Consider the following 22,683-nt stretch of genomic DNA (forward strand, 5'->3'; position numbering starts at 1 on the left):
AGTGGAATGGGTCTTACTTTATCGCCTCTTGCGGCGGCGTAACTGTGTCGGCATTAAAGAAATATATCGAGGGTCAAGACTCACCAGATTAATTGGTTGCTTGGTGTTCCTACAGCAACCCGCCTATCCATCCCAACGCCAACCTGAGTACAGGTATGGCGTGGGGCTTTCGGCGAAATTAGCTAAATTATTCATCAGTCGCAAACAGTGCGATCGCGAATTTTTCGGTAATACTAAATTCACCCAGCGCCACCCGGATGCTGAACTGTTTCCCGACGGGACAGGTGAATCGTTTCAGTTGAATTAAATTATCCTGTATTCGGGCTTGGTATTCCTGAAGTATAGCACCCGATGGAGAGAGTAATGCGACGCGAATATTAGGGGGTAATATAGGGGTTTCTCCCACCGGATACAGTTGTACCCGAACACCGACTCGTTTGTCTGTTTCTTGTGCTAAACCCACCAGCAACGCCACGGCTTGATTGTTGAGTTCTATCCCCAAATCGATTAACTTAATCCCTTCTACATAAACTTGTCTCTCTGGATTGCGTTGAGATCGTCTATGTCTAAAACTAACGGCAACCTGGACTGAATCTTGGTTTAAAAAGGCGTCTAGAGATTGCCAACCCGACTCAAAGATATTTTGCCACCATTGTCCTAGGTTAATCCGGGGTGGATCAGGTTCTGCCACTCTTTGAACTTGTCTTAACCGTCTTTGGTATAAGTCTTGACGCCATTGTTCGTTTGTGACAAATGCAGCCCATTGGTCATAAGAAACCGCAAGACGCGGTACAGAAACGGAGGATTGACTCAGTTGTGCCAATAACCGTTCAGCGGTTTCCTGGGTTAAAGATGGGATTGATTCAACTTGTACATCTTTCGGGACAACGGGTTCAGGTTTGAGTAACATCAGAGTCAGATCTGGAGTTAAATGTTGTCCAGAAATGTAGTAGGCGCGATCGCTTTCTTCGTATATCCCGTTTTGCTGCAAGTTTTGATAGCTAATATATCCCCACAGCCGCATCCAAGATGTATCGGGATTATCCAAGTTTATTTGTACAGCCAGATAATAATCGGCTCTCCAACTGACAATATCGACCCATTCTTGAGGGACACAAACCTCATCTAAATTGGTGCTATCTGTAGGAATAAGCGCCAGTCGAATGTCACCGAAGTTAATTAGAGTACCATTGATAAATTCCCAGAGACTGGGTAAGGATGATTCTGGGAAAAAGTTAATTTTCGTTAACTTGTCGCTCTCTTGTCCTTCTTGACACCACCCCTCCAGCCAAGGAATAAATGCCGTTAAACAGAGTTCATTTAGGTAGGCATTACAGCGAGTCATCGCATTCGTATTGTTTTGCGATCGCTGCCAAGCTTGTTGTTGTTGTTTCTCTGAAAGATTCAACCAAACTTGATCAGGATAGGTTGTTGATAATTCTAGTAACTTAAACATAATTTGTTTATATACGATTTTTTTCGTTTAAATCTAAGCAATACAACTGATTTAGCCAAATTTCAATAACTTTACTAACTTGTTCTTTTTCGGCTTCTAAAGAAATTCCATAATTGCCATAACTCCACTGAAGTAAAACCTTCTGTAATTGCTGTTTAGCGTGGTTAATCGCTTGGCTTATGTTTTCGTTGGGCAGCAGCCTAGCAATCTTGTCTTCAGGCATTCTTTGGGCATATCGCATTTTCAGAAGTTCCCTCAATTTCATGCCGGAAAAAGCCGTCAATAATTGGCAAGATATGACTTGCTTGTAGTAGGCTCTAGTGACTTGATTAACATAACTTATCTGTAGTTTATGGATGGTTTCCCTAACGACTTGTTGCAACTTAGATCGAATTGAAATTAAATGTTGGTCGATGGTATAGGTAGACTCATAGTCTAAATCCTTAACCAAAGTATCAATACTCTTGTTCTGCCCATAATACAATCTAAGCAGTAATTGGGACTGGTGATCCAGAGAATTAATCGTAACCATTAACGCCTGATCAATCTCATGAGTTTGATTCGGATTAGTAAATCGCTTTGACAAAAACTCGTTCACGTAGGTTTGACTCCAACTATCCAAATCAGGGGATAACTGCGTCCGCATCAAACTATCGAGTTGAGTTAACAGAGGAGACTTGTAGGTATTGGCGATAAAACGGGCGATTGTCCCCTGATTGACTCCCACTTTCTTGGCAAACTGAGCTTGAACTAACAGGGAAAGTTCGTGAGGATAGCACAAAGGCATAACTGCCTGACGGAATTGCCGAGGGATTTTACTCCGAATTTTGTCTAGATTCTGATCAATGCGCTGAAGTTGTGCCTGTAAACTGGGAGTAATTTGATTAATAAATTCAGCAGAGTTTTGGTCAGACTCTAACGTTTCCCAAGGATTAACTGACTGATAATAGTGTTTTTCATAGCTATCGGCATCCCTAGACAGTTCCACCAGTTTTTGAGAGTTGCGTAACGCCTGGATACAGATATTCATCCACACTTGAATCGTCTTTGCTGTTATGTTTGAGCCAGACGAAACTTGTAGGGGAGCATCAGCAAGGAATCGATTCAGATTATAGTCTCTAGCCGCTTCCTCAAAATCCGTCTGTTCGGGTTGAACCCACGCCCTACCTTTTTTTTGACTTGGATTATAAAGCCGATTGTTTTTATAAATAGGAACAAAGTATTGCCAAGCAAAGCAGTATTGAGACACCAGGGGTTCAGTTATTCCTTGTCGGAATAAAGCCTCTCTCAATTTTTGCGTGGTATTATTGAATTTGCGGCGACTGGTGAGATCCACATTACATAAGAGATGCCAGTCGGATTCCCAATTGATTTGGTTGATAATAATATTCTTGAGTGCGCCTTCTATATAGGTTCTTAAATTAGCGGCGTTACTCGTATGGGTATTATGTCCATGAATGATTTTTTTTAACTGATCGCGATTGTAGAGAACGTCAGTCGTCAGGTCAAAAAAATGGAGACAAGTGGCTAGAGGGAAGGGGAATTTTCGAGAAAACTGGCGGATAAAATGACAGCGAGAGGCATCCAAATAAGCAACCAGATGGAGATGGGCGAATTGTTGTTCCGATTCAGGCTGTGATTCCTGGTTGATGATACTGCAGAAATAGTCAACGTAATCATCAGTGTGCCACTCTGGATGTAACTGAACCAGTTGTTCCATGCGGCGTTTCAGGCGCTGTTGCATCGATGGCTTGAAGCCACGATAACTAGGGTGGCTGGTTCTCTCGTATAAAATACAGAATTGATTAATAATCTCCTGAGGTTGTCCATTCGACATGGTTACTGGCTCGTGTAGAACGTATAATTCTGATAAGCTAGTGTTGCACTAATTTAACTGTATCAGAAATTGCTCCGAGAGAACTTACGCAGCGACTCAAGGCTGGAGAGTGTCGTGTTTTCCCGTTAACTGCATAAATTGAAAAACTCAACCCTAATAAGGAGGGTGCATCATTTTAAATCATTAAAGGAGAAAAAATGGATCAAAATAACGCTTCGGAGATCATCATCAGTCTCAAGTTTGAGACAACTAGACTTGCGGTAATTTCTAAAATTATTGCCTTGATAGTTTTGGGCGGTGTATTCGGATACATTCTCTCAAAAGAGGCGGTCAGAGACTTGGAACAAGCGGAGACAATTTCACTTGAAAAATGTTCTAAGGAAATATGTATTGAAGAGGTTTTAGCCTATAAAGAGAGCTTATCAAATGACTCCAATAAGCAGGCTTCAAAGCCTGCTTATACTATTCCCCTGATGACCGTTTCTGCCAGTATTCTATTTGGAGGGTATGAGTTACTCGCCCTAATCATCAGACTGGTGATTAAAAAAATAATTACAGGATTTTCTAATCATTCATAAAACCCAATCCTGGTCAATACATTGTTAGGGATCTGTGCGATCGCCTGTGAAGTGGGTTAATAGGAGGAATCCCAAGCTCAGATGAGGCTGGTGGGCATTGCCCACCCTACGGTATATCAAGGGTGGAGGCGATCCCCAAATGCACGCTTTTCAGTGCCATTCAACTTAATAGGGTTGAGTTTATTTCCACCAACCGACTGAACCTTCCTACAACCCATTTCCAATCAGGATAAACGGTGCCCAGTAGTAAGGGTGAGAAAAGCGATTAAAACCCTTTGGTGTGATAGTATCGCTAACGGCTTCTATCCCACTCATCCCCGTGTCTCCACCTTGCGTTCCCATCGCTTTATCGTCACCAGTAATGAGAGCCAGTTGCGCCTGTCGCAAAGCTTCAACTTTGGTGAGATTGTCACTTTGCCAGACTGAATAAAAGGCATTCATCAACCATTGAGTACCGCCATCATCCACCACCCACAACGACGCGATCGCAGCCCTTGCTCCTGCCCGTTCAAGCTGATATCCTAAACCTAGAATCTCTGCTCCTGTACCTAATTGGTAATCCACTCCCGTTTCACAAGCTGACAGAACCACCAAATCAACACCATTGAGGTTTAAGGTTCGCATCTGTGATACCGTTAGGGGAGTGCCATCACCAAAGAGAATAAATGACTCTTCCGGTGTGCCGACGACAAACGCGCCATGGGTGGCAAAATGAATCACAGTATAATTCCCTAGTTTGGGTATTGTCTCCTCAGGATTGAACGCCGCATCAAAAAGTGTGGTTGTACCGGGAACAGTTTTGGCTAAGGTTTCCACTTCAACGCCAGCATAAGGTAAACCCCCTAATTGAAACCGTTGTCCAGCAACGTTAACATTGTAAAATCCATTGGCAAAAGCAGCGGCTAATAGCTTAATTTTGGGTTGGGGTTTGCGGTTGAGATTCGTTAGGGAAAACGCCGTAATATTATTGATACTATAGCGCTGCACTAGCCATTGTTTCCCGTCGTGTAATGCTGCCAAAGGAATGTAGCGCAGTTGTCCATCGGCAGCATAGATAATGGTTTCGGCGGCGGCAGTAGTTAGGTCATTTTCTAAGGGTTTAATTAGCCAATTGTAGAGTTGCTGAGCTGGAATTTTGGCATTTAATGTCGGATTTTTTAAGGCTCTGCGGAAGTCAAGAATTGTCTGATTGAGTTGCGCTTTAGTGACGGATACGGTGCGGCGAATCGGGGGAGAGTCAGGAGTGGTGAGGATGAGTTCAAGGCGATCCTCAAGAATCAGAGGGTAGAAAAGGACGGCATTTTGGGGCAAATTTCTCAGATTTTCTGGTAAGCCGAGGAGTTTGTCGAGTTCGTCTACTAAATCCGGGGTTCTGGTTCGGGGACTCAGTTGGTCAACCAGTGCCAAGACATCTTCACTATAAATAAAGGTATCAAAATCATCAATAATTTGAGCTTGGGCGTTTACCAGTTGGGTGATGCGCTGTTCATCTTGAGGAGTGAGATTATTTTTTTGTCGCAGTTGGCTGAGTTCTTGACCCAGGGAAATAGCTTGATCCAGAATCCTTTGGTAGCCCTCTTCAATCTGCTGTTCTGGCGGCAAATTTGGCACACCTTGGGCAGTTTCTTCATTTCCGCGTACATTACGGAAATAATCGTCAAGTTCTTGAACTTTGAGTAAATCAAGAACCCGTTGCGCTTCCAAAATACGGTTTTGTTGTAATAATAAATCGGCGAGATGGCGATAATCTTCAGTAATTGTTTCAGTGTAGGATTGCTGTTGGTCTTGAGGAAGTCCCTTGATGCTTTCTCGAATGGCTTCTCTAAGGTTAACAGATTGTTTAAAGAAAATAATGGCTAATTCAGGCTGGTTTTGTTTTTCCAGTAAGTAACCTATATTACTCAGCGTTTCTCCAGAGTTCGCTCGCTCACCGATGTCTTGGCTGATGGTTAAAGCTTGTTGGTAATAAGCTAAGGCAGTTTTATACTTTCCCAACTGAACGTAAGCTTCTCCCATATTATCGAGAATTACTCCTTCTCCACCCTGAGAGCCTAATTGTTTTTGGATTGCTAAGGCTTGCTGATATAAATCTAGAGCCAATTCGTAGTTTCCCTGGTGGCGGTAAACTTGTCCAATATTATTAAGTGTTGCTCCTTCCAGCAATTTTTTATCAAAGGCAACGGTGTTGAGAACGGCTAAGGCTTGCTGATAGAACTCCAACGCTAAGTCGTACTGTCCAAGTTTGGAGTGAACATTACCGATGGCGTTAATAATTCTCACTTCGCCTGATTTGTAGCTACGTTCTTGGGCGAGGGCTGAAGCTTTTTGATAGAAGTCTAAGGCTTGGTTGTAGTCGCCTAATTGACTGTAAACTCGCCCAATGTTGTAGTGAATTGCCCCGGTGTTACCCACAACTTGTTCGGGAATGGCTAAGGCTTGCTGATAGAAGTCTAACGCTTTGGCGTACTCTCCCACGTTGCTATAGACTAACCCGATTTGGTTCAGAGTAGTCCCTTCCTCTGCTTTATTGCCATTTTCTTGATGAATAACCAAGACTTGCTGAAATTTTCCCAAGGCTTCTTGATAGTCACCTTTTTGGGAAAGTTGCCTCCCTTCTTGATACAGTTGCACTTCTCGCTTGACTGGGAGTGGCGCTTTATAGAGCAGCGGATCAAGAGTTAAAGTAACGGGTAAATTTGGTGTTGTTTCAGTTAATCTATCGCCATTTTCCAGGTCATAATCGATGATTTCATCCGATTTTATCCGAGTTAATTTAATATTGTTTAACGTTAATCGTACCCAATCTTTTGCGCCCAGTTCTCGGAAAATTGCCAAAGCTTGTTGGTAGTATGGCAATGCGTTATCAATTTTTCCCAAATCGTGGTATAGTGCTGCCAAATTATTCAGAGTGACGCCTTCTCCTTTAAGGTTATCCTCGTTCTGAAAAATAGCTCTAGCTTTTTGATAATAGTCTAAGGCTGGCTGATAGTCTTTGAGTTCGTGGTAAAGTGTGCCAAAATTATTCAGAGTAATGCCTTCTTGGTTCCCTAATCCTTGGGAACTAGCTAACGCTTGTTGGTAGTAATCAATTGCTTGCTCATACTCTCCTAGCTTGTGGTAAACGATGCCGAGATTATGGATATGTCCGGCGTGATGAAAACCGCCCATTGGCAGATTCAGTCTCTGTGCTTGCTGGAAGAAATTCAGCGCTTGTTGATACTCCCCTAGCTGGCGATAAACGACTCCCATCCGGTTTAAGGTTGCCCATTGGGACTCCAGTTCGTCAAGTTCTTTAAAAATGGCTAAAGCTTGCTGGAAATAATCGAGTGCTTGCTGATACTGTCCCAGATGATAAGACACTAACCCTGTATTGAATAAGATAGTTGCTCCTTGATTTCGGAAGAGGCTTAAGGATTCATCACCACAATCGCTGATTTCCCCGCGAATTGTTAAAGCTTGTTGGTAGGAATCCAACGCCTGCGAATAGTTTTCTTCGGTTTGGTAGAGTCTTCCTATTGCGTTGAATGCGACGCCTTGCCAACTGCGATCGCGACAAGCACTGCTTTCCTGTTTCCCCTCACCGACGTCAGGTGGAATTGCCGCCGCTTGCTGGTAGTAATCCAATGCCTGTTGTTCCTCTCCAAACCTGTCGTAAATTTTACCGATTTGAAAGAGAGTTAGTCTAGCGCCTGCTCCATCACGAATATCTCGTTGAATTACCAAAGCTCGCTGGTAGGAATCCAACGCCTTTTGATACTCACCCATACTTTGATAGACTAAACCAATTTTTTGCCGACTTGTGCCAACACCGGCTTGGTCGTTAATATCTTGATAAATTAACAATGCTTCCTCAAAGCTGACTAGGGCTTTTTCCAATTGAAAATCGTCATACAGTTCGATACCAGCATCTAGCCGTTGATCCGCTTCAGCTTTCCGAGTTTCATTAGAAAACGTCTGGGCAACCAACGGCGAGAGGGTGAAGCTAGGGGGTAAGAATAGAGTCGGTAGCGAAAGCAGAAAAATAACAAAGCTGAAGCGAAATAGATGTATGTTCATGGATACGTTCTCGACTAAGGGGAAGTGCAGATTCCATTATTGTAGCTAGATTTTTAGTTGCCCTGTCTTCGCTATAAGCGGAGGGCGATCCGAGCAAATTGAGTGGACGGGTATTGTTCATTAGTGCAAATGGGTTGCCCCTACACCGAGACTACAGGTGTTTCGGCTCATCCATGACGGGTGCGATCGCAGAAATTTTTCCAGTGAACTGCATAAATCACAAAACCTCGTCCTAATAAGTCAGTTAAAGCGTTTGAGGGGTTAGACGAATGGCACGTTTATGGGATAGAGCTTCTTGTGGCTTGTATGGCTACAGCTTTTTTCAGATAGCTCACCCAAAGTGCATAAATCAAACAACTCAACCGTAATAAGTCCGTTAAAGGGTTGGCAAGCCTAAATGCATCAACAAAAAAACCCAACCCTAATCAGTCAATCAAAGATTTCCTAATCAATTCAACTAAACCAAGGAGAAATTAACATGGCTATTGTCTTCGGAACTCCCGCTGATGACACCTTAAATGGAGGTGCAGGTAATGACTTTATATTTGGTAATGTCGGAAATGACATTCTTAATGGGAATGCTGGTGCTGACCAGTTATTTGGTGATTCTGGAGATGATACCCTCAATGGCGGCGATGATGACGACATTTTGTATGGTGGAGAGGACAATGACCGCCTCGATGGTGGCACGGGCTTTGATATGATGTTCGGTGGTACAGGCGATGATACTTATGTCGTTAACACCACATTTGGAACAGGTGACCAAGTCTTTGAGGATGTTAATGCAGGTATAGATACGGTTGAGTCTTTTGTTAACTATACCCTAGGTAATAACCTAGAGAACCTAACCCTACGAGATACCATACTGGATGTCGAAGGAGATTTTGATATCGTACTTCCCTCCAACATCAATGGTACAGGTAATAGCCTTGATAATGTAATTACTGGTAGTCGAGGTAACAACCGTCTCAACGGCGGTAGTGGCGATGACACGATTAGTGGTGGCAATGGTAATGATCGCCTCAACGGTGGCTTCGGCGACGATAATCTCAACGGCGGTAGCGGCGATGACACCCTCAATGGTAGCTTCGGTAACGATAATCTCGACGGCGGTAGCGGCGATGATATCCTCAACGGTAGCTTCGGTAACGATACTCTCAACGGTGGTAGCGGCAATGACACCCTCAACGGTGGCAGCAATAATGATGTCCTCAATGGCGGTTTTGGTAATGACACCCTCAACGGAGGAACGGGTGCAGATACACTCAATGGAGGATCAGGGAATGACCTTTACATCGTTGATAATCTTGGCGACCAAGTCAATGAGGTTCCCGCCTTTTTCTTCGGCGGTATCGATACAGTTGAATCGTCTGTTAGCTTTACCCTAGGGAGTTTCCTCGAAAACTTAGAGTTAACAGGAAGCGACGCCATCAACGGCATAGGCAATAACATTAACAACACGATTACAGGCAATAATGCGAACAATGTCCTCCGTGGTTTAGGTGGCAATGATACCATCACTGCTCTCAGTGGCAATGATACTCTCGATGGTGGAACGGGTGCAGACACCCTCAATGGAGGAGCAGGGAATGACCTTTACATAGTGGACAATCTTGGCGACCAAGTCAATGAGATTCCCAACGTTATATTCCCTCCCGGTGGATTTCCCCTTTTAATCGGCGGTATCGATACGGTTCAATCCTCTGTTGACTTTACCCTGGGTGATTTCGTAGAAAACCTACAGCTAACTGGAAGCGCTGCCATTGATGGCACAGGTAACAGTCTCAACAACCGAATGACTGGCAATAGTGCGAATAATACCCTCAACGGCGGCACGGGTAATGATACTCTCTTAGGTGGCGCGGGTGATGACCTGCTAATTGGTGGGTTTGGCAATGATAGTCTCAACGGTGGTGCTGGTAACGATACTTTAGTTGGGAATGTTGGTGCTGATCGATTCGTATTCGACTCCGGTGCTGCCTTTAACTCGGCTGATTTAGGTGTCGATATCATTCAATCCTTCTCCGTAGGTATCGACACAATTGTTCTAGATCAAACAACTTTTGGAGCAATTAATAATACAGATATTGGCATCGTTGCCAACGATAACGCCGCCACGATCAGTGATGAACTGATTACTTATAGTGTGGCAACTGGCAACTTGTTCTTCAATCAAAATGGAGCCGCCGCCGGATTGGGGACAGGTGATCAGTTTGCTACGTTAGGGAATAGTCCAGTGTTAAGTGCAGCAGACTTCCAAATTGTCGTGTAGAGAGGTTGATATAGTTTTGGGAAAGGTGGGGAATCAATCAATTTATTTTCCTCATCTTTCCTGCTAACTAGGCATGGAAAATATAGAAGTAAGTCTGTAGATTTGCTGATTTTTTATCTAGTTATTACTTCTACTTTTTCCAGGGTCTATTGTACCCATGCATTTCTCTAATATGACTCAGCCATTTAATCACGCTATTCTGACCCAAAACAAGATAAAACGCTGTATTAATACTGGAGATCGTCTGGTTTGTGGGCAACTTATTAGCCACTTGGAACATCAACAGCGAATTGAAAGAATTGCTCGTAAAAATACGAGAGGTACAGCTGTTTCCTGGGAAGATGCTGCCCAAACTGCTCATACAAAAGTGTTTCAAGCTTTAACCGCTGGGAAGTTCCGCCAAGGGGGTGTTCAAGACTTCTACCACTGGGCGGCAATGGTGGCACGTTTGGCGATTATTGACTTAGTTCGTAAAGAAAAAAAACAAAACTGTACCAGCTTATATAAAACCATTCCTGGAACAAATTTACCCTTATTGGAAACGATACCGGATGAGTTTAATTTGCTGGATACTGTAGAACGTAATGATTTAGTTAGTCGCGCCATTGATGCAATTTCAGTGCTTGACGAACGTCATCCGAGTCGGGGTTATAAAACACTCTGGTCTGGTAAATTAAAAGGCAGAACTCAAGTCCAAATTGCGGCTGATTTAGACTTAAAAACTCAAAGTGCTGTCTCAAAACGTTGGCGTGAATTATTAGAACGCCTTGCTGAGGAGCTAGGATTTTTGCTCCCTACAACAATTCAAGCTGAAATCAAAACAACAAGTGGTAAAAACGTTCAGCGGGGGCGTTCAACTCAAGCTTGGTGAACTTAATCAGCAAGAGGAGGCGATTGAAATCGCTGCTACACAAACATAGGCGAAGCCTTCCCGAAGGGTAGTCCGCCTGTGCGGACTGGTTTATATAGGTTAGGACACATCATTTAGTAGAGACGTTCCGGCGGAACGTCTTCATCGATGTGTCTACTCCGCTTGGGCAAAAAAAAAGTTTCATTTTTTTACCTTAGTTTTGGAATATTTTCGACAGTTTATTCGTTACTAATATTGGGATAAATGAAAAGCTGTTCCCAACCAAACCGTTAAGCAAAGCAAAAGGAGTTTAAAATGGCTAGATCCGATTTTAATTGGATTCCTATCGGTCACAAATTCACTGTATCAGCACCTTCAGTCAGTAAGAACTTCCCCATCGAAGGGAGTCAAAAACCAATCGATGATGCGTACCTACTTGTCCAGGTTCGAGGTGTTTCAAAATTTACACACAGTATCCGAATTAACGACGTAGCTCTAGGAGGTTTTGACATTCCACCTGCTCCCGGTAATTCCCAGGCTTGGCTGCTGTGGATGGATCATATTCCACCTAACCTTCTCAAATCGGGGACAAACGAGATTACAATCACACGCCAAGGAGACGACGACTTTGAAGTTAACGCCGTGGTCGTGAACTGGAGAGAGTAAAACTATCAACCAATACGGCTCGGTTAAGAACAATCGATACGAATGAAACTCTGAAAATATCGTGATATTCATTCTCCCAAAAGGCTTATCCGAGCCGTATTGAAAAAATCAACACACTTAAGTAAAGCCAAAGGAGTTTAAAATGGCTAGATCCGATTTTAATTATGTTCCCATCAATCACCGTTTCACGGCGGCAGCACCTTCATTCACGCAGAAATTTCCAATTGAAGGAACTCAAAAACCAATCGATGATGCGTACTTACTTGTCCAGGTTCGAGGTGTTTCAAAATCTACAAACAATATCCGAATCAACGACGTAGCGCTGGGAGGCTTCGACATTCCACCCGCTCCCGGTAATTCCCAGGCTTGGCTGCTGTGGATGGATCATATTCCACGTAACCTTCTCAAATCGGGGACAAACGAGATTACCATCACCCGCCAAGGAGACGACGACTTTGAAATTAAAAACGTAGTCGTGAACTGGAGAGAGCATGAGTTTGCCGTTCCTTCTCTAGGCGAATCTGGGTCTGAATTTGAGCAAAAGGTCGATAGTTTTGTCGAAGCCTTAATTTCTGAAAACCGTTTACCTGGAATGACAGTTGCTGTTACCAAAGCGGGACGGCTTATCCTCTCGAAAGGCTACGGTTACGCTTTTGTAGACGGAACAAAAAAGTTACCGATGAAACCGTGCCATCGCAGTCGAATCGGAAGTGTAACCAAAGCTGTCATCACCGGACCCTCTGGCTTTCAGTTGATGAAAGCGAAGGGCATCGATCCCAAATCAACAAAGCTCTACGGTCCAACAGGACTCTTTGGCGGCATTTTTGATGCAGATATCGATATTGGCATCCAAACCCATGCTCCCGAATCAGCTAAATGGAAGGAGTGGTATGAAAAAATCACCATTCAACATCTGCTGGATCATAGAGCTGGCTTCACAAGAAGTGGGGATGTGAAAGGGGCGGCTCAGATGTTTGGTGTGTCCGAAGATCAGCTAACCTATGAACAGGCGCATCGTCACTTTCTGCGTACCCGTGAACTCCTTTATGAGCCTGGAACAACTCCTCCTGATGGTCTGAATCCATACTCGAATCACGGCTTTGGTTTGTGGACTTTACTTGTAGAGAAGATGTCGGGGAAATCCTATCGGGATTATGTTCGAGAAGACTTTCTCAAGCCGATGAAACTACACAATGTCGTGCAGCCACAAAGAGCTAATCCAGATTCTTGCGATGCATGGAGTCATAAATACAATGCTGACCAAAAGCTGGAAGTATTACCCTTTAAGGATAGTAATCTGGGCTTGGCGGCGGGGGGCTTCAGAGCCTCGGCTCAGGCGCTTGCTCGGTTGATGGTTGAACTTGATAAGAAGTACACGACAGAGGAACTGGATAGCATGGGCTGGGGCAAAACCTCAAAGGGTAAACTCTCCCACAACGGTTTGCTTGAAGGTGGAACGGCGTTCGTGGCGATGTTCCCCAAGGGCTATGTATCCAATAACAATCTGGATCTGAGCGAGGTTCACGTTGCGGTTGCCACCAACATAAGGACTAGCACTGGTGATTTGAGCAGCCTTGCAGACAAAATTGCCCTCGCCGTACCTGTTTCCAATGTGCCTGCGACTTTGGATCTCTGGAAACAGAGCAAGTCCGGCTGTTCCTGCGAATACGTTCGGCACGGGCTACCGTCGAACCAGTATCAACAGGTTTTTGACCAAGCCGTTGAATCGGGTTACCGACTCGAATGGATCGATGGGTATACCGATGATGGGAAGGTGCATTTCAACGTGATCTTCCGAACCAATGATCCCGCGATCGCTTGGGTCACTCATCACAATATGACGGGTACTACTTATCAGCAGTATTTCGACAAGTACCGCGATCGGGGTTTTGCATTGGATCATGTTGATTCTTATGGGGTTGGCAATGAAGTTCGTTATGCGGCGATATGGACCAAATCGAGTGACGCATTTATCGCTTATCATGGCAAGACTTCAGCCGATCATCAGGCGGAATTCAACTCGCTGACGAGCAAAGGATGGACACCTAAGGTCATATCTGTAGCCTCAGTGCAAGGTAAACGGTTCTATACGGCTCTGTACACCAAGCAGGCGATCGGCAATTTTGAGGCACGCTCATTCCTTACCCCCTCGGAATACCAAACTAAGTTCGATCAAAACACTGCTAACGGTCGATATCTCCACTACCTGAACAGCTACGTTCACGAAGGCAAACCCCGCTTCGCCGCTATGTGGGCAGAGAAGCCCAAAGTGTCCGGTTTCAAAGCCAAACATGGGCTGACCAGCAATCAATTCCAAAGTAACTGGGAAGATGCGCTAAGTGCTGGTTTTAGTACACGGGCGATCACTGGCTATGAAGATGCTGGCAATGTCCGATTTGCTGCCTACTGGACTAAGTAGATGCTCGATAGTCTTAGGGTGCGGTTCATATCCAACCCTATGCAGATAGTTCGAGAATCAAGTCTAGTTCTTGGGAATATCTTAAAGAGGTCATCTTCATCAAAATAGGACTTACGCAAAGCCTTTATGTGTAGGGTGTGTTAGCGCAGCGTAACGCACCTTTCCCGCCATGTATGGTGTAGCTGCGTAAGTCCTGTCCCATTTAAACTCCAGTTAAAATAAGGTGATCACAATCTCACCCATCAAGGGAGTTCTCAAAAATCGCAAATATGTGGAGGACTGACTGGGCAAGTTGGTTGTGCTCCTTCGGAGCTATCCGAAAAAATCGGATTCTCTGTAAGGTGAAGTACCTTCAAGTTAGTGAGTCCAGAAAGAGGGCTGATATCTGTGATTTGGTTACCGTTGAGACTAAGCGCGTTCAGATTTTGTAGTCCGGAAAGAGGACTGACATCTGTGATTTGGTTACCGTTGAGACTAAGATGCTTCAGATTTTGTAATTCTGCCAGAGGACTGACATCTTGGATTTGGTTGAAGTTGAGCTTAAGCCTCTTCAGGTTGGTGAGTCCAGAAAGAGGACTGACATCTTGGATTTGATTATATGTGAGGCTAAGAAACGTCAGGTTGGTGAGTCCAGAAAGAGGGCTAATATCTTTGATTTGGTTGTCTTCGAGGTGAAGCCATGTCAGATTTTGTAATTCTGCCAGAGGGCTGACATCTTGGATTTGGTTGAACTTGAGCTCAAGCGCCTTCAGGTTGGTGAGTTGGGAAAGAGGGCTAATATCTTTGATTTGGTTGAGAACTAGGAAAAGTCCTTTCAGATTGGTGAATTCAGAAAGAGGGCTAATATCTGTGATTTGGTTGTCTTCGAGGTGAAGCCATGTCAGATTTTGTAATCCTGCCAGAGAGCTAATATCTGTGATTTGGTTGTCTTCGAGGTGAAGCCGTTTCAGATTTTGTAGTTCGGCTAAAGGACTGATAGTTGTAATTTGGTTGTTTTCGAGGTTAAGGAACTCCAGGTTGGTAAGTTCTGCTAGAGAGTTAACATCAGCAATTTGGTTGCCTTCGAGGGAAAGCTCAGTCAGGTTGGTGAGTTCTGTTAAAGGACAAATATCTGTGATTTGGTTGCGTCTGAGGGTAAGATACTTCAGATTGGTGAGTTCTGTTAAAGGGCAAATATCTGTGATTTGGTTGCCGTCGAGGTGAAGCGACTCCAGGTTGGTAAGTTCTGATAAGGGACTCAGATCACTGATTTCTTGCCTGTTGAGGGAAAGCTCAGTGCGACTTGACAGATTTTCGGCAGCAAGTTCACAATCATTGGTGCCTACTTCTGCTAACAGCAACTGTACTGTTCGTCCCGCCTCGACTGATAAATCGGCTTGGTTTTGACACAACTCTTTAAAAGAACTCCCATGACTAGGTTCAGCAGCTTGAGTGACCCCCCATCCCCAACTACTGAACGCCCATATATTGATTAGCAGAGCAACGGCGCTAGTTAATTTCATCGTTAGTAAACGTCCCCTAAGTTTTGCTGGTTCTTCCGACATCTTGTGGTACATTTATAAATACCTATAACAAAAAGGATAAGTACCTGGACATAAATTTTGTACACTGTACTAATAAATGTTAACAAGCCTCAAACCCTTACTGTTGCCTGTTGCCTGTTGCCTGTTGCCTGTTGCCTAATCTTCACCGTTAACTTTACTTTTGTCCGACTACTTACCGCATATCTCCCCTAGCGATGAGAGATAGATAAATGAACCACAATTTGTATTATCCCTTGATGGAGGACTGAACCATGGGTCGAAAATTAGTCAGCCTCAGCTTTGCCACTTTACTGCTGGTACTAACGTCTGCCTTCTTACTACCAACCTTGAGTCTCTCGCCTTCAGTCGCACAAACACTTTCTGACCAAGACCAAGCTCAGAAAGCTAAAGCTGATCGGTTGCTTAGAGAAGGTAGATATCGGAATGCCCGGGATAACGTTGAAAGAGCATTAAGCAATTTCGAGGACGCCTTATTAATTTATCAAGAAATAGGCGACAATGCGGGTATGGGAGAAACCTTATACCACATTGGGATGATTTACGAAGAGAGAGAAGACTATGATCAGGCGTTGAATTACTACCAGCGATTGTTGCGAATGAGTAGCGAACTCGACAATAGCGATAGGGAAAGAGCCCTGATTCTGATCTCAAGTCTGTATCGTACCTATGGTATTCATCTCGTCGAGCAAAATCAGTATCGAGAAGCCTTAGATAAATTCCAGCAAGCCTTAGTTATTTACCGAAAAATTCGTTATAAAAGATCGCAATGGTACACGCTTAAGCGCATAGGTTTTGTTTACAGAATCTTAGGAGAGTACCAATTAGCGTTGGCAGCCTATCAGCGAGCCTTATCGATTGAGCAGGACATGGCTTTATTTCCCGGGGATGGAGTCAATTTCGAGGTCGGGCAGATTTATGAGTTACTCGGACAATATGACCTAGCATTGGAGTCCTATCAACAAGCCCTAGAACGCGCCAGAATCCCTGGACTAATGGTAGTTATCGGGAGGGGCGGGGGCGCGATTGGGGACATTGGGGGTGAAGTGCAAGCGCTCAACGCGATTGGAAATGTTCACTTCCAGCTCAAACAGTACGAATTAGCCTTAGATTTTTACCAGCAAGCTTCAGCTGTACTCAAAACAGTTGAAAATAAAGAATACAAAAAATTCCTGGAAGCCTCGACACTCCATAATATTGGGGCTGTTTATCATACACAGGGAAAAGAAGAATTAGCATTGGAGTACTTGCAGCAAGCGTTAACCATCAGCCAATCATTCGGTCACAAGCAATCAGAAGGAGCATTTCTCCTCAATATAGGCAGGGTTCACTTTGAACTAGAACAATACGGATTAGCCTGGAATTTCTACCAGCAAGCCTTACTAATTGCCCAGGAAACGGGTGACAAAGCAGATGAAGGACATACGCTCAATAATATTGGTTATTTGCTAGAGGCACAGAATCAACCAGAATTAGCGATTATCTTCTTTAAGCAGGCGGTCAATATTAGAGAAGCGATTCGGGATAATATCAAGGGACTTTCCCAAGACCAACAGGAATCCTACACTGAAACCATTGCTGATGATTATCGCCATTTAGCTGACTTATTATTACAACAAAACCGTATCCTCGAAGCCCAACGAGTCCTCGATTTACTCAAAGTCCAAGAACTCGACGATTACTTGAACAACGTGCGCGGTACAGGAAATACAGCTAAAGGCGTACCCAATTTACCCCCAGAACAACAAGTTACAGAAAACTACCAAGCCATTCTTGATCAAGCCATTACTCTGGGTAAAGAACTGACCCAATTGCGACAGAAAAGTAATCGTACTCCCGAAGAGGAACAGCGTATCGCTCAACTCGTGGCAACTCAAGAAATCATTCTCGCCGATTTCAACACCTTTATCGAAAGTGACGAAGTAGAAGCACTAATTGCTCAACTTACTCCCAAGACACGCAAACCTGATTTAGTAGACGACTTAGAAGATTTTATCGGCTTACAAGATAACCTCAGAAATCTCCACCAAAATGCCGTCCTTCTCTATCCCCTAATTCTAGATGACCGCATTGAACTTATCCTTACCACTCCTGACTCTCCCCCTATCCGTCGTACTGTCACCGTTACTAAAGAACAACTTAATCAGGAAATTCTAACGTTACATCAAGCCTTACGAAATCCTACCTATAATGCTAAAGCTCCAGCCCAAAAGCTCTACAACTGGCTGATTAAACCCTTAGAAAATGACCTTACCGCAGCAGATGCCGAAACCCTGATCTACGCCCCCGATGGACAACTCCGCTACATTCCGCTTGCGGCTTTGCACGATGGTGAACAATGGTTAGTCCAACGCTACCGCATCAATAATATTACCGCTGCTTCTCTGACTGAACTCAACACAAAACCCCAGTCCCAACTCAAGATTCTGGCAGGGGCATTTACCCAAGGACACTACAGCTTTACCATGGGTCAAGAACAGTTTGAATTTGGCGGTTTGCCCTATGCTGGAGTGGAAGTGGAAACGTTAGCCGCAACGGTTCCTAATACAACTCAACTCTTTGATAACGCCTTCAATCTTGAAGACACGAAACCGAAAATGGGTGACTATAACGTCTTACATTTTGCTACTCACGGGGCAATTGTAGTCGGAACCCCGGAAGATTCTTTTATTCTGTTTGGTGATGGAACTCCTGTTACCATTGCTGATGTCCGCAACTGGAACCTAAATAACGTGGATTTAGTGGTTCTTTCTGCCTGCGAAACTGGACTTGGTGGCAATCTGGGTACAGGTGCAGAAATTCTCGGTCTAGGCTATCAGATGCAGAGGGCTGGTGCTAGGGCTTCTCTTGCTTCATTATGGACGGTGGATGATGGCGGCACTCAAGCGTTGATGAATGCCTTTTATGCGGCATGGCAAGGTGAGGCTATCACGAAAGCTGAAGCCCTACGACAAGCCCAGATTGCTCTGATTACAGGTGATTATACGGCTTTGGGAGAACAACGAGATGTGAGGGTAGCCGTGCGGGTGCGGAATGGGCTAAAACCTGAAGTGGTGAATCGTCTCAGTCATCCTTATTATTGGGCACCGTTTATTTTAATTGGCAATGGGTTGTGATTTAGCCTGAAGTTTCCCCCAGCCAAAAACTCTCCCACAGCCTCACCTTTCCACGATATATACAGCAGTTTGCTCTGCTATGCGGTACATTGTCGATCCCCCTAAATCCCCCTTAAAAAGGGGGACTTTGATCTACTTACTGTACTTCATGACAGCGCGAAGCGCTGTATCGTTGCTTTTGGGAATGGTGTTTCCAAAACGGGATGCTCCCGTTTTTTGCTACTCGGTATTGGCTAACGATTAGGATAGCGAGTTTGCTCCAACAGTTGTTCGGCAGAGGCTGCCCACTGAGCGTTACCTTGAGCCTGATAAAGGTCTCTAGCATATTGTAGAACTTGCTGGGCATCACGTAATCGATTCTGGCGCAGAAAGACTAACCCTGCCCCATAATAAGCATTGGCATAATTCGAGTTACTTTCAGCGGATTGGCGGAAGGCTGCTAGCGCTCCATCTAAATCTCCCTGTTCAAATAAAATTGACCCTAGATTATAGTAAGCTTCTGGATATTGGGGGCTGATTTTGATGGCTTGCTCAAATGCTGCTTTCGCCTGCTCAAGCTGCCCCTGTCGCAGATAAACAAGTCCCAAATGATACGCAGGTTCTGGCGCATTGCTGCTCAACTGCATCGCGTTCTGGAACGCCGCGATCGCAACCTCATATTCTCCCAATTCAGACAGGACTAACCCATAATTATAATGGGCAACCCCTAACTCCGGATCAAGTTCAATTGCTCGTCTCAAAGCATCCCGTGCTTGGGGCAAATTCTTCCCTTCCAACAACGCCGCGCCTAAATTCGCGTAAGCCAGAGCAAAGTTGGGAGCGATCTGAGTCGCCTGGTAAAACGCATCGGCGGCTGCTTGTAACTGTCCGGCTTGGCGCAAGGCTAGTCCTAGATTATAGTGCGCCGGGGCAAGCTGGGGGTTGAGTTGTGCCGCTTGACGAAATGCCGCGATCGCGTCGGCGACATTCCCTTGCTGAATTAACCTCAATCCCTGGTTTAGCTGTTCTAGTGCAGCGGGTTGGGTTGGCTTCAGAGGAGGGATAGATTGAGCCAGATAGTCAGTTGGTTCTGTCTGGAATAGCAGTGCAGGGGTGCAGGTGTGTAGGGGTACAGGGATGCATGTAGAATTATGCCATGGCGCGTCTGGGTTCATGGGAACGTTTCCCACCCTATCCGACGCCAGAGAATGATTAGCAGCAATTGCACCGACGCTAATACTCAGCAACAGTAAGCTTAATTGATAGTACAAGGCAGAAGGTTTTTTACGGGTACGTGGGTGTTTCATCATTTAGCTGAACCTGATCTCAAACGTTTTCCCCGGCTTCCCTACCCAGCAAGCTGTCATTGTTAAAAAAATATTAAGCTGATGTAGCGATAAAATTATACCATTTTTATACAACTTTAACTGTTAAACCAGGGAATATACATAAAAATTAGAAGACATTGATGGGAAGCAACGTTACTTAACTTAACAGTAATTTTCCTGACCCAACCTGGCGAAATTATCAAATTGAGGACAGAACGCGCTAATTTGATAAACAGAGAGTTGCTCATCTGCTCCATATCCATAAATGCGATAAATGCCACAGATGGGCAGATTAAGAGGTGAGCCAATCGCTTAACTTAGAGAGGAGACAAGACCTCACTCCCTTAACCGATCACTTGATTAACATTAGTCTGGGGGAAAATATGAACCAAAACGCCGTAACCGCCACCCGTAATGTGGCAATTGTTGGTCCCTATTTGAGTGGTAAAACCAGCCTGTTAGAAAGTTTGTTGTTCGTTACCGGGGCGACATCTCGGAAAGGGAACATCAAAGATGGAAATACCGTAGGCGATGCCATAGCCGAAGCACGCGATCGCACGATGACAGTGGAGATCAATGTCGCCGATACCGAATATCAGGGCATTCGCTTCAACTGGATTGACTGTCCGGGTTCGATTGAGTTTGCCCAAGAAACCTATAATGCGCTTATGGGTGTCGATGCGGCTGTTGTCGTCTGTGAACCCACGAGCGATCGCGTGCTGATGCTCGCCCCCTTATTCAAGTTTCTGGATGACTGGAAAATTCCCCACCTCGTCTTTGTCAACAAAATCGATCAACTCTCCTGTGACGGGGGAGCCTGCGGTCAATCCTATCGCCAGATTTTAGACGCCTTGAAAGGGGTATCCTCCCGCCCCATTGTTCCTCATCAGTACCCGATTGGCAAAGCAGAACAGCTAATCGGGTTTATTGATTTAGTCACTGAACAAGCGTTTCATTATCATACAGGCGCTCCGGCTGACCCTGTACCCCTGCCCGACTCCCTCAAAGACGCCGAACATGCCGCACGGGAAGAAATGCTGGAAGCCTTGGCAGATTTTGATGACCACTTACTCGAAGAACTTCTAGAGGAAATTGAACCGCCCCAAGAGGAAATTGTCAAGGACCTAAAAATGGAATTGGGGGCGGATTTAATTGTGCCTGTATTTATCGGTGTCGCCGAACAAGATTATGGGGTGCGCCACCTGATTGATGCCCTATTACGGGAAGCCCCCGCCCCAGAAGCCACGGCGGAACGTCGGGGATTGACGGGTAAAGGTAGCGCAACCGTAGCCCAAGTGCTGAAAACCTATTACACTCCCCAAGGGGGCAAACTTTCATTGGCACGAGTTTGGACAGGTCAACTCACTGATGGTGCGGTTCTGAATGGAATTCGGGCTGGTGGACTATACCATATCTTTGGTCAGCAACAGCAGTCTACCCCAGAAGCAAAGGCAGGTGATATTGTTGCGATCGGACGATTAGAGGGGATTCACACCGGTGACACTCTGAGTACAGAGGAGAAGGGAGCAAAAGAATTACCGAAAGCCCCAGCCATGAAACCGGTCTATGGTTTTGCGATTACCGCCGAAAATCGCAAGGATGAAGTTAAACTCAGTGGGGCGCTAACCAAGCTTTTAGAAGAAGATCCATCGTTGGCTTGGGAGCAGCATGAGGACACCCATGAAATTATCCTCTGGGGACAAGGTGAAATACACCTAAAAGTGGCGTTAGACCGATTGCGGCGCAAATATAATCTGCCGATGGATACTCACCTTCCCCGGATTCCTTATAAAGAAACGATTCGTAAATCCACATCCTCCCACGGGCGCTATAAGCATCAAAGTGGCGGTCATGGGCAATTTGGGGATGTGTACCTCGATATTAAGCCCGTGGAGCGTGGTGAAGGCTTTAGCTTTTCGGAAAGCATTGTCGGTGGCGTTGTTCCGAAACAATATATTCCAGGTGTTGAGACGGGGGTGCGGGAGTATTTGTCCCAAGGTCCTTTAGGCTTCCCGGTTGTTGATGTGGCGGTTACATTAACCAATGGGTCGTATCATTCCGTCGATAGTTCCGAACAGGCGTTTAAACAAGCCGCACGAGTGGCGATGACGGAAGGGATGCCCAAGTGTAATCCGGTACTGTTGGAACCGATTATGGCAATTCAGGTGTCTGCACCAACGGAGTTTACCTCGAAAGTGCTGCAACTGATATCCGGGCGTCGGGGACAAATTCTCAACTATGAACCAGTATCGGGTTGGAACGGATGGGACTGTATTTCTGGGTATTTGCCTCAGTCCGAAATGCATGACTTTATCATAGAGTTGCGATCGCTTACGTTGGGGATTGGCTTCTTTAACTGGGAGTATGACCATCTCCAGGAAGTTCCGGGTAAGTTGGCTGATAATGTTCTCGCGGCTACCGGGAATGGGAATGGCAACGGATAAATACTGAGTTTAAGCTAGGTTTGTAGTTGCGATGCAAGCGCCATCAGTACGCTTCACGCTGACTACAAACGTCATAATTTATGTAGAGACGCGCCATGGCGCGTCTCTACAATGGTGCCGAAAGTCCTAATCGATGTGTCT

The 22,683-nt window shown here is 45.0% G+C and carries 13 protein-coding genes; 8 read left to right on the top strand and 5 right to left on the bottom strand.

Translation table 11 applies throughout. The features are described from left to right. A partial coding sequence (locus RH949_RS26500) for a transposase (protein ID WP_446353098.1) occupies positions 1-92 on the top strand: 92 nt, incomplete at its 5' end. Positions 93-187: 95 nt separating this feature from the next. Here the strand turns inward: RH949_RS26500 and RH949_RS26505 are convergent. Both RH949_RS26505 and RH949_RS26510 read right to left on the bottom strand, forming a co-directional pair. Continuing rightward, positions 188-1,456, bottom strand: coding sequence for a DUF1822 family protein (locus RH949_RS26505; protein WP_446357353.1), 1,269 nt, complete (start codon positions 1,454-1,456; stop codon positions 188-190). Positions 1,457-1,463: 7 nt separating this feature from the next. Then, positions 1,464-3,293 (bottom strand): XRE family transcriptional regulator, encoded by a 1,830-nt coding sequence (locus RH949_RS26510; protein WP_446357355.1) that lies wholly within the window; start codon positions 3,291-3,293, stop codon positions 1,464-1,466. Positions 3,294-3,490: 197 nt separating this feature from the next. Between RH949_RS26510 and RH949_RS26515 the strand changes: the two genes are divergently transcribed. After that, positions 3,491-3,871: a hypothetical protein gene (locus RH949_RS26515; protein WP_006100178.1), complete on the top strand. Its 381-nt coding sequence runs from the start codon at positions 3,491-3,493 to the stop codon at positions 3,869-3,871. Positions 3,872-4,078: 207 nt separating this feature from the next. On the opposite strand, the gene RH949_RS26520 is transcribed toward RH949_RS26515, so the two are convergent. Continuing rightward, complete coding sequence (locus RH949_RS26520) at positions 4,079-7,927, bottom strand: tetratricopeptide repeat protein (protein WP_446357357.1); 3,849 nt, start codon at positions 7,925-7,927, stop codon at positions 4,079-4,081. 478 nt (positions 7,928-8,405) lie between these two features. On the opposite strand from RH949_RS26520, the gene RH949_RS26525 reads away from it, so the two are divergent. The 4 genes from RH949_RS26525 to RH949_RS26540 all read left to right on the top strand — a co-directional run bounded on the left by RH949_RS26525 (position 8,406) and on the right by RH949_RS26540 (position 14,134). Beyond that, the gene (locus RH949_RS26525) at positions 8,406-10,199 is read left to right on the top strand and encodes a calcium-binding protein (protein ID WP_446357359.1); all 1,794 of its coding nucleotides are present in this window, start codon (positions 8,406-8,408) and stop codon (positions 10,197-10,199) included. Between the two features lie 172 nt (positions 10,200-10,371). After that, on the top strand, positions 10,372-11,070 hold the full coding sequence (locus RH949_RS26530; protein ID WP_446357361.1) for a sigma-70 family RNA polymerase sigma factor: 699 nt from the start codon (positions 10,372-10,374) through the stop codon (positions 11,068-11,070). Between the two features lie 294 nt (positions 11,071-11,364). Continuing rightward, on the top strand, positions 11,365-11,715 hold the full coding sequence (locus RH949_RS26535) for a DUF7383 domain-containing protein (RefSeq protein ID WP_446357363.1): 351 nt from the start codon (positions 11,365-11,367) through the stop codon (positions 11,713-11,715). 142 nt (positions 11,716-11,857) lie between these two features. Then, positions 11,858-14,134 carry a serine hydrolase gene (locus RH949_RS26540; protein ID WP_446357365.1) on the top strand — a complete coding sequence of 759 codons (2,277 nt, stop codon included), beginning with the start codon at positions 11,858-11,860 and terminating at the stop codon, positions 14,132-14,134. Positions 14,135-14,388: 254 nt separating this feature from the next. Here RH949_RS26540 and RH949_RS26545 read toward each other — a convergent pair whose 3' ends face one another. Further along, positions 14,389-15,636, bottom strand: a complete 1,248-nt coding sequence (locus RH949_RS26545; protein WP_446357367.1) for a leucine-rich repeat domain-containing protein — start codon at positions 15,634-15,636, stop codon at positions 14,389-14,391. Between the two features lie 293 nt (positions 15,637-15,929). Here RH949_RS26545 and RH949_RS26550 point away from each other — a divergent pair, with 293 nt between their 5' ends. Further along, the gene (locus RH949_RS26550) at positions 15,930-18,791 is read left to right on the top strand and encodes a CHAT domain-containing protein (protein ID WP_446357369.1); all 2,862 of its coding nucleotides are present in this window, start codon (positions 15,930-15,932) and stop codon (positions 18,789-18,791) included. A 233-nt stretch (positions 18,792-19,024) separates the two neighbouring features. On the opposite strand, the gene RH949_RS26555 is transcribed toward RH949_RS26550, so the two are convergent. After that, positions 19,025-20,080 (bottom strand): tetratricopeptide repeat protein, encoded by a 1,056-nt coding sequence (locus RH949_RS26555; protein WP_232231678.1) that lies wholly within the window; start codon positions 20,078-20,080, stop codon positions 19,025-19,027. Between the two features lie 401 nt (positions 20,081-20,481). On the opposite strand from RH949_RS26555, the gene RH949_RS26560 reads away from it, so the two are divergent. Then, positions 20,482-22,542, top strand: coding sequence for an elongation factor G (locus tag RH949_RS26560; RefSeq protein ID WP_446357372.1), 2,061 nt, complete (start codon positions 20,482-20,484; stop codon positions 22,540-22,542). Positions 22,543-22,683 lie beyond the last annotated feature (141 nt).

The organism is Coleofasciculus sp. A1-SPW-01 (assembly GCF_040217205.1).
In the GTDB taxonomy this organism is placed as follows: Bacteria; Cyanobacteriota; Cyanobacteriia; order Cyanobacteriales; family Coleofasciculaceae; genus Coleofasciculus; species Coleofasciculus chthonoplastes_A.

What these genes read in the sequence shown, in the direction of transcription:
- RH949_RS26515 (WP_006100178.1), top strand. Translation starts at nt 3,491, where the DNA reads ATGGATCAAAATAACGCTTCGGAGATCATCATCAGTCTCAAGTTTGAG.
- RH949_RS26525 (WP_446357359.1), top strand. Translation starts at nt 8,406, where the DNA reads ATGGCTATTGTCTTCGGAACTCCCGCTGATGACACCTTAAATGGAGGT.
- RH949_RS26540 (WP_446357365.1), top strand. Translation starts at nt 11,858, where the DNA reads ATGGCTAGATCCGATTTTAATTATGTTCCCATCAATCACCGTTTCACG.
- RH949_RS26545 (WP_446357367.1), bottom strand. Translation starts at nt 15,636, where the DNA reads ATGAAATTAACTAGCGCCGTTGCTCTGCTAATCAATATATGGGCGTTC.
- RH949_RS26555 (WP_232231678.1), bottom strand. Translation starts at nt 20,080, where the DNA reads ATGATGAAACACCCACGTACCCGTAAAAAACCTTCTGCCTTGTACTAT.
- RH949_RS26560 (WP_446357372.1), top strand. Translation starts at nt 20,482, where the DNA reads ATGAACCAAAACGCCGTAACCGCCACCCGTAATGTGGCAATTGTTGGT.
- RH949_RS26550 (WP_446357369.1), top strand. Translation starts at nt 15,930, where the DNA reads ATGGGTCGAAAATTAGTCAGCCTCAGCTTTGCCACTTTACTGCTGGTA.
- RH949_RS26520 (WP_446357357.1), bottom strand. Translation starts at nt 7,927, where the DNA reads ATGAACATACATCTATTTCGCTTCAGCTTTGTTATTTTTCTGCTTTCG.
- RH949_RS26535 (WP_446357363.1), top strand. Translation starts at nt 11,365, where the DNA reads ATGGCTAGATCCGATTTTAATTGGATTCCTATCGGTCACAAATTCACT.
- RH949_RS26505 (WP_446357353.1), bottom strand. Translation starts at nt 1,456, where the DNA reads ATGTTTAAGTTACTAGAATTATCAACAACCTATCCTGATCAAGTTTGG.
- RH949_RS26530 (WP_446357361.1), top strand. Translation starts at nt 10,372, where the DNA reads ATGACTCAGCCATTTAATCACGCTATTCTGACCCAAAACAAGATAAAA.
- RH949_RS26510 (WP_446357355.1), bottom strand. Translation starts at nt 3,293, where the DNA reads ATGTCGAATGGACAACCTCAGGAGATTATTAATCAATTCTGTATTTTA.